We start from the raw sequence: 7,278 nt of genomic DNA, 5'->3' as shown, positions 1-7,278 counted from the left end.
ACGAATTATTCGCAAACATGTTTATATATGATTAATTAAATAAAATGGTATATACTATTTAAGAGGTGTAATTATGTTTTTAGCAACATTAGATGGCATATTTAAGTATTCTGACCTTCCTGAAGAATATGAACCATATGTGCAATTTAAAGCAACAATTGAAAAAAGAGAATTAAAGCAAAGTGATGAAATTGCAATTTTAAACATTGCCGGTACCTCAACTCACCATGTTTTGTTCTTAGACTCTTATGAAAATATTGGTGAAATTGAAAGGGAATTAAAAGACGCTGATGCTAAGATTAATCATACTACTTTAAAAATTATAGGTGGACATTTATGAGCTTACCTTCTGAGCAAAACTGGTTAGTTCTTCAGCATCTCATTTCCGATTTAACCAAAAAAGGATATGAAATACCAAATGGAATTAACCCCGAGATGGGATTAATCAGATCATCAATTAGTTCATATAAAAGAGATCCTTCCCATCCTGATTTGATTAATGGTTTAGCAAAAGCTGAAATGTCTTTAAATAATATTCAAGCAACTCTTTTAACTATATCTGAAGAAGAGGGGGATGAATATGTTGATTATTGGCTTGATTTATTAAAGCAGGTTATGCAAGGTAATGAAGTATTTGAATTCGCAAAGTCCAGGTCAACATTTCTTGTAAATACTCCTCCGGGATTAACTACTGGAAGAATCACATTAAAGGTTCCATTAGCTGAAGAAAGAGTTCAAGAAATTGCAGAATGGAATGGTCTCATTATAGAATTTGATGATGATGTAACTATTGAATTGCATGGTGATAAACCGGATCTTCAAGTTGGCCTAAAAGAAATGGGATCCTTCTTTTTAGAAGAATTAGGGTGATTAAATGACTAAAATTTTGGCGATAAGTGATGTTCACGGTGAAGAAAACGAAAATTTATACAATTACTTAAATAATAATGATGTTGATTTAGTTTTAATATTAGGAGATATTACTAACTTTGGACCTTTAGAGTTCGTTTCAACTTTTATCAATAAAGTTGCTGACTGCGGTGTGGATGTAATAGCTATTCCGGGTAACTGTGACCCTACAGGAATATGCAATGCTATTAATGAAGTATCATTTTGTCTCCACAATAATATTATTGCTTATGGTGATGCAATATTATTTGGATTCGGAGGTTCCAATCCTACTCCATTCAACACTCCTGGTGAAATGGATGACGATAAGATTTATGCAGCGGTATACGATTTATTAGCTAATTACGATTATGTTTATAATTCTGATGTTCCTAAAGTAAGAATTTTAGCTACTCATGCTCCACCTTTTAACACCGATGCAGATAGGGTTAAAAATGGCGAACATGTTGGAAGTCAGGGAATTCAAAAGTCAATTCATGAATTTGAACCGGAAATTAATCTTTGTGGACATATCCATGAAGCAAAATCAATTAGTAAAATCGGAAAAACTACTGATGTAGCAAATCCAGGCATGCTTAAAGATAATGGTGCTGTTTTAATTGATATTAAAGACGGCTCTGATTATGAGTTAAGCCTTGTATCTTTAGATGAATAAGTTTTTTATTCTCTCTTTTTTTCTTTTTTTATTTTATATCAAAAAAATCAAATAACAAGTTTTATGTAACAATAATTCGAAATATTTAATCAGATTTAATTCATGGAATGTGATTATTGTGATATGGGTTGTCGGAGATGTTGATGGGAAACTGTATAAGGAACCATTTTCAAAAGGAATAATGTCTCGTTCACTTAATGTTGCTGATATCGGAACTGAAAGAGCACATGAAATTGCTAGTGATATTGAACAGGAATTATTGAAGAAAAATATCACTGAAATTTCTAGTTCTGATTTGGCATTTGCTGTTTTAGACCATCTTGAGAGAATAGACCCGAAAATCGCATTGAAATATAAAAATTGGAGATCTCTTAGAACTTCTGAAAAGCCTTTAATCATTCTCATTGGCGGTGCTTCAGGTGTAGGTACTTCTTCAATGGCCTTTGAGCTTGCGAATAGGTTAAGATTAAAAAACCTTATAAGCACTGACATGATTAGGGAAGTAATGCGTAAAATTGTTTCTAAAGAATTAAGTCCGGTTATCCATAAATCAAGTTTTGATGCTTATGGAAGTATAAGAACTCCTTCAATCAGAATAGATTCGGTCATTGAAGGGTATATCAGTCATGTGGATGTTGTTAATGTAGGTATTGAGGCAATTATTGAGCGTTCCGTAAAAGAGGGTATAAGTACTATTATTGAGGGTGTTCATATTGTTCCCGGCTTTATTAGAAAAGATTTGATGGACAATAATAATATTATAATTTTTACATTAACTGTTGATGATGAGGAATCTCACAAACAAAGATTTTATTCAAGATGCCGTCAGCCATGGGTTAAAAGATCTCTTGAAAGATATATGGATAACTTTGAAAATATTAGAAAAACCCAATTGTTTTTAGTTGAACAAGCAAAAATTCATGATGCATGTATTATAAATAATGTGGATATTAACGAAACTATAGATATCATGGTAAATGATATTTTGGAAAAATTCGGAGGAATAAATGATGTTAAACAAGAAAGTAAAAGAAATAATGACAACTGATGTAATTACTACTGCCCCAGACACTGATGTTGTTTATGCTTTTGAAAAATTGATGAAACATAAAATAAGTTCTCTTCCTGTTGTCGAAGATGATAAATTGGTTGGAATTATCACAGCAACTGATGTTGGCCACAATTTGATTCTAGACAAGTATGAATTGGGAACCTGTGTTGATGAAATCATGATTAAGTCTGTTGTTACAGTTTCACCTGAAGACAGTCTTGAAACAGCTATTAATGTGATGAAAGAAGGTGTTTCTTCATCTGGAATTCTAAACCAGCTTCCTGTTGTTGAAGATAGTAGATTAGTTGGAATTGTTTCTGATGGAGATATTATTCAAGAGATATTTTAATATATCTCATTTTTATTTATTTTATTCCATTTTTAAAAGTTTTTAGTTAGTTACTATAAAAATTTATATTTCTAGAAAATCTTTTTTTATTATTTCCTGTAATTATTTTTTGTTCTAGTAAGCTATTTTGCTAACCTTTATATAACATTAAAATCATATATTATTACTGGCTAGACTGGAGGGTTAGGGGTCCTCTGTAAGCACACACCCCCTTTGGTGCGGTCGAAGTTCAGGAGGCGGCTTTTTAAGAGAGTATAAGCCTAGAAAAAACAACATAGAAACCTCGTCCTGCAGGATTGGTGGTGGTGAGATTTTTACTGGAGGGTAAAAGTTAGTCATCTTCAATATGGGAATGGGTCAGGCCCGGTAGGGTGCAGCTCTACTATTAACATTCGATGCTTGTAGAATCCCGGGGTGGAGTTGGGTTTTTTAGATCACTTATGTTTTTGAGATTAGTCCACTTCTGAACGTGCCATTTGTTAAAATAATTAAGTTTATAAATAAGTTTTAACATATAATTTATTATAATTGTTTTTTAAGTTGTCGGGATGGCCCAGCCTGGTACGGCGTCGGACTGCTAATCCGATGGTCTTATGACCTCCGGGGTTCAAATCCCCGTCCCGGCGTTTAATATTTATCTATTTCTTGGTCATGGTCATATTGCAATCCGATAGGGCATGCATGAACCATCACATATTTAACTTCAGGTATTTCTTTTATAATATTGTCTTGGACCTGATGTACAATTTCATGCGTTTCATTCAGAGTTAAATTTCCATCGAGTTTGACATGTAATGTTACCAGTGCATATGATCCTAAGTAATCTACTTTAATATTATGTGCTTCCTGTGCAGGAGGTGTGTTATCTGCAATTTCTTTAATTCTATCAATAAATTCCTGTGATGGAACTTTTCCCATAATATTATCTAAATTTGATTTGCCTATTTCATAAGCTGTTTTTAGAATTAGAAATCCGATTATTAATCCAATAAACGGGTCCAGTATAGGATAACCTATATTTGACACGATAACTCCCAGTAGGACTGCAACTGATGAGAAAATATCTGTTTTTTGATGTTGCCCATCGGCTATAATTGCAGGACTTTTTATTTCTTTACCAATATTAATAATGTATTCGCTAACAGAATAGTTAATTATTATTCCAAAAAAGGCCATTATTGCTGCAAGTGTGTTTGGAATGGTTATGGCTGCAGGGTTTAGAATTTTTACAATGGCTCCGCTCATAATTTCATATGCCACCATTGCTAGGAATAAGACTATTATCAATCCGCTTATCGCTTCTGCACGCCCATGCCCTATAGGATGTTCCTCATCAGCGGGTTTTTGCCCTATTTTGAAGCCGGCATAAGCAACAATTGAGGTCACTATGTCTGATAATGTATGCGCTCCTTCAGATATTAACGCATAACTTCCAGACAAAAGTCCTATGATTATATTGAAAACTGTTAAAAAGCAGTTTGCAAGAATTGCCACCATAACCGCTTTTTTTCCTGCTTTACTTCTAAATTCATCCATTAACTACACGCTCTTCTAAGATATTCATGGCTTTTTCAATATTTTCATATGAGTTTGCATAAGACATCCTCACATGGTTTTTTCCATTCGATCCAAAAGCAGCTCCTGGAACTGTAATCACGCCCGCTTCTGCCGCTTTTTGAACAAAATCTTCAGCTTCAATTTTTGGGAATACATAAAATGCCCCTTCAGCATTAACGGTTTCATATTCCATTTCATTTAATCTGCTTACTATTAAGTCTCTTCTTCTTTTAAATTCACTAACCATTTTTTCCACTTCATTTTGAGGGCCTATTAGTGCTTCATAAGCGCCCTTTTGTGAGGTTGTACTGGCACAGGCTATATTGTATTGGTGTATTTTAAGAAGTTGTTCTGTGTTATATTCATTTGCTGTCAAATAACCAATTCTAAGGCCAGTCATAGCATAAGTTTTTGAAAAACCATTTAAAGTAATTACATTATCACTGTATTTTGCAGGGGAGTGATGTTTTTTGTCATAGATGATTTTTTCATAAATTTCATCGGAAATTATTAAAAAATCGTGGTCCATAGATAAATCGGCTATTGCTTTTATATCTTCTTTTTCCATTACGGCTCCTGTTGGATTTGAAGGGGAATTTAACATTATAGCTTTTGTATCAGAGGATATTTTCTCTAAAACATCATCTGTTTTTAATTTAAATTCATTTTCCATTGTACAATCAACTGGAATTATCTTCGCACCGGATAAATTGACGCATGCTTCATAAGATAAGAAACTAGGATTTGGAAGAATTATTTCATCGCCCTTTTCAAAAAATGCCTGTGCGCACATGAATAATCCTTCACTAGCTCCGGCTGTCACGATGATATTGTCAGGATTGGTTTTTATTCCATTATCCTTTTTGAATTTTTCCACAATCGCTTCTCTTAATTCAATTATTCCTTTATTTGATGTATAATGGGTCTCATTGTTATCAATAGACTCTTTCATTGCATTTTTTATGTTTTCAGGAACATCAAAGTCTGGTTCGCCTATTCCAAGATTTATTGCATCAGGATTTGTCACTTCAAACATTTTTCTTATTTGCGATAACTCAATTGAGTTTGTTCTGTTTGCAGGTTTTACCATATTTTTCCCCCTATTATATATTATATATTAGTTATTCTTGTTATATTTTTATTATTTTTTTTGTAATTTTTATTATTGTTGTAAGATCATTTTTTTCATGGTAATTATTTTTCACATGCACCACATTTATAACATGGGGATGTTTCACACCAGGGTGTTTGTTTCAAATTTCTTAATCGTTTATTTTCTATTTTCAAAAATCTCTCATTTATTCCAACATCAATATTGTTCCATGGAAGTTCATCATCAATACTATAATTTGGAAGTAGTTCTTTCCATTCTTTTAATGTTGGAGGTTTTGTCAAAGATTTTTCAATAAGCGCTCCAACTTCCCTATTTCCACAAGACAATATATATTGAATCATACCTTTTTTAGGACTTTCACACTTTATGTTATATCTTCTCATTTCTTTTTTAATATACCTAGTTTTATTTTTAATATCTTTAAAATCATATTGCTCCCATTGTAGTGGAGTATGCGGTTTTGGAATTATTGGAGTTATGCTGAATTTTACATTTTTAATGTTGGTATGCATTTCAGCTATTTTTTTCATGTAGTCAATGAGCTCTTTAATGTCATCTTTACTTTCACCGGGAATTCCAATTAAAAAGTATAATTTTATTTTAAAATCTAAGTCGATGGCATCTTGTATTACTGAAAATATTTTTTCATCAGATATGTCCTTATTAATTACTTTCCTTAATCTATCAATCGATTCTGGAGCAAGAGTAATTGTTTTAAGTCCGCTTTGCTTTAATGTTTCTAATGTTTTTTTGGAAATCGATTCAATTCTTAGAGAAGGTGTTGAAATTTGAAAACCCTCTTTTTCAAGATTTTCTATAAGATTTTCTAAGTTACTATAATCCGAGACTGCAGCACCAATCAATGTAATTTTGTTTAAACCGGTTTTTTGTCTGTTTTTTATTGCAACATCTACTAATTTTTCATAACTGCTTTCTCTAGTAGGCCTATAAAGATAGCTGGCCATGCAAAATCTACAACCTCTACTGCATCCCCTTGAAACATTTAGCATAATGGAATTATTAAAAATGGTTTGGTAATTTTCATCATCACTTTTACTTATAATCGGGTCGGTGATGTGGTATGCCTCATCCATATTGGTCACTAGAGCTATTTTGGCTTTATTATTAAACTCGGGAATATAAACTCCAGGGATGTCTAAAAATTTTTTTAAATTTTTATCAGGTCTTTCAAGATATCTGTCTAAAAAGGTGTTGATTATTTTTTCACCTTCTCCAATAATAAAAATGTCAATGTAATCGGATAACGGCATGGGATTTGCTGTTGCACAGGGTCCGCCTGCTATGATTAATGGATCATTTTCCCCACGTTCTTTTCTTTTAAGTGGAATTTCAGCCTTTTTAAGCATTTCTAATACATTAAAATAGTCTTCTTCAAATTGCAAAGAAAAACTCAGTATATCAAAGTATTTGGCGGGTGTATTTGATTCAATTGAATTGGTATTGGGATATATTATTCTTTCACACCATGTATCCTCACGTTCATTAATGTAATTGTATAATATATTATAACCTAAAGAAGACATTGCTGTGCGATAAATATTGGGATAAGATAATCCAAAATGGATGTTTATCTTTTCAGACTTCTTTTGAAATGTATTTTTTTCATATAGCATATAATCAAC

General features: G+C 32.3%; 8 protein-coding genes, 1 tRNA gene and 1 other RNA gene. 7 read left to right on the top strand and 3 right to left on the bottom strand.

Translation table 11 applies throughout. The annotated features are described in order from the left end of the window. Positions 1-73 precede the first annotated feature (73 nt). The 7 genes from ACKI4K_RS06445 (at position 74) to ACKI4K_RS06415 (ending at position 3,590) form a co-directional block, all read left to right on the top strand. Positions 74-340, top strand: coding sequence for a DUF749 domain-containing protein (locus ACKI4K_RS06445; protein WP_407423398.1), 267 nt, complete (start codon positions 74-76; stop codon positions 338-340). Then, positions 337-870 (top strand): DUF2096 domain-containing protein, encoded by a 534-nt coding sequence (locus tag ACKI4K_RS06440; RefSeq protein ID WP_407423396.1) that lies wholly within the window; start codon positions 337-339, stop codon positions 868-870. Before ACKI4K_RS06445 ends, ACKI4K_RS06440 begins: the two co-directional genes overlap by 4 nt. 4 nt (positions 871-874) lie before the next feature. Next, positions 875-1,564 carry a metallophosphoesterase gene (locus tag ACKI4K_RS06435; protein WP_407423394.1) on the top strand — a complete coding sequence of 230 codons (690 nt, stop codon included), beginning with the start codon at positions 875-877 and terminating at the stop codon, positions 1,562-1,564. A 118-nt stretch (positions 1,565-1,682) separates the two neighbouring features. Continuing rightward, a complete protein-coding gene (locus tag ACKI4K_RS06430; protein WP_407423392.1) occupies positions 1,683-2,612 on the top strand; it encodes a 2-phosphoglycerate kinase in 930 nt (309 codons plus the stop codon). Beyond that, a complete protein-coding gene (locus tag ACKI4K_RS06425; RefSeq protein ID WP_407423390.1) occupies positions 2,572-2,964 on the top strand; it encodes a CBS domain-containing protein in 393 nt (130 codons plus the stop codon). The genes ACKI4K_RS06430 and ACKI4K_RS06425 overlap by 41 nt, the downstream gene beginning before the upstream one ends. A 163-nt stretch (positions 2,965-3,127) precedes the next feature. Continuing rightward, positions 3,128-3,443: signal recognition particle sRNA (ffs, locus tag ACKI4K_RS06420), an RNA gene on the top strand. 63 nt (positions 3,444-3,506) lie between these two features. Then, positions 3,507-3,590, top strand: a tRNA-Ser gene (locus ACKI4K_RS06415). Between the two features lies 1 nt (position 3,591). Here the strand turns inward: ACKI4K_RS06415 and ACKI4K_RS06410 are convergent. The 3 genes from ACKI4K_RS06410 to ACKI4K_RS06400 all read right to left on the bottom strand — a co-directional run bounded on the left by ACKI4K_RS06410 (position 3,592) and on the right by ACKI4K_RS06400 (position 7,269). After that, a complete protein-coding gene (locus ACKI4K_RS06410; RefSeq protein WP_407423388.1) occupies positions 3,592-4,500 on the bottom strand; it encodes a cation diffusion facilitator family transporter in 909 nt (302 codons plus the stop codon). Next, on the bottom strand, positions 4,493-5,611 hold the full coding sequence (locus ACKI4K_RS06405; RefSeq protein WP_407423386.1) for a pyridoxal phosphate-dependent aminotransferase: 1,119 nt from the start codon (positions 5,609-5,611) through the stop codon (positions 4,493-4,495). The genes ACKI4K_RS06410 and ACKI4K_RS06405 overlap by 8 nt, the downstream gene beginning before the upstream one ends. Before the next feature lie 104 nt (positions 5,612-5,715). After that, complete coding sequence (locus ACKI4K_RS06400) at positions 5,716-7,269, bottom strand: radical SAM protein (RefSeq protein ID WP_407423400.1); 1,554 nt, start codon at positions 7,267-7,269, stop codon at positions 5,716-5,718. Positions 7,270-7,278: the final 9 nt, after the last annotated feature.

The organism is Methanobrevibacter sp. (assembly GCF_045644645.1).
Taxonomy (GTDB): domain Archaea; phylum Methanobacteriota; class Methanobacteria; order Methanobacteriales; family Methanobacteriaceae; genus Methanocatella.
The sequence above is the reverse complement of the archived record's forward strand: the minus strand, read 5'-3'. Positions and strand labels throughout refer to the sequence as shown.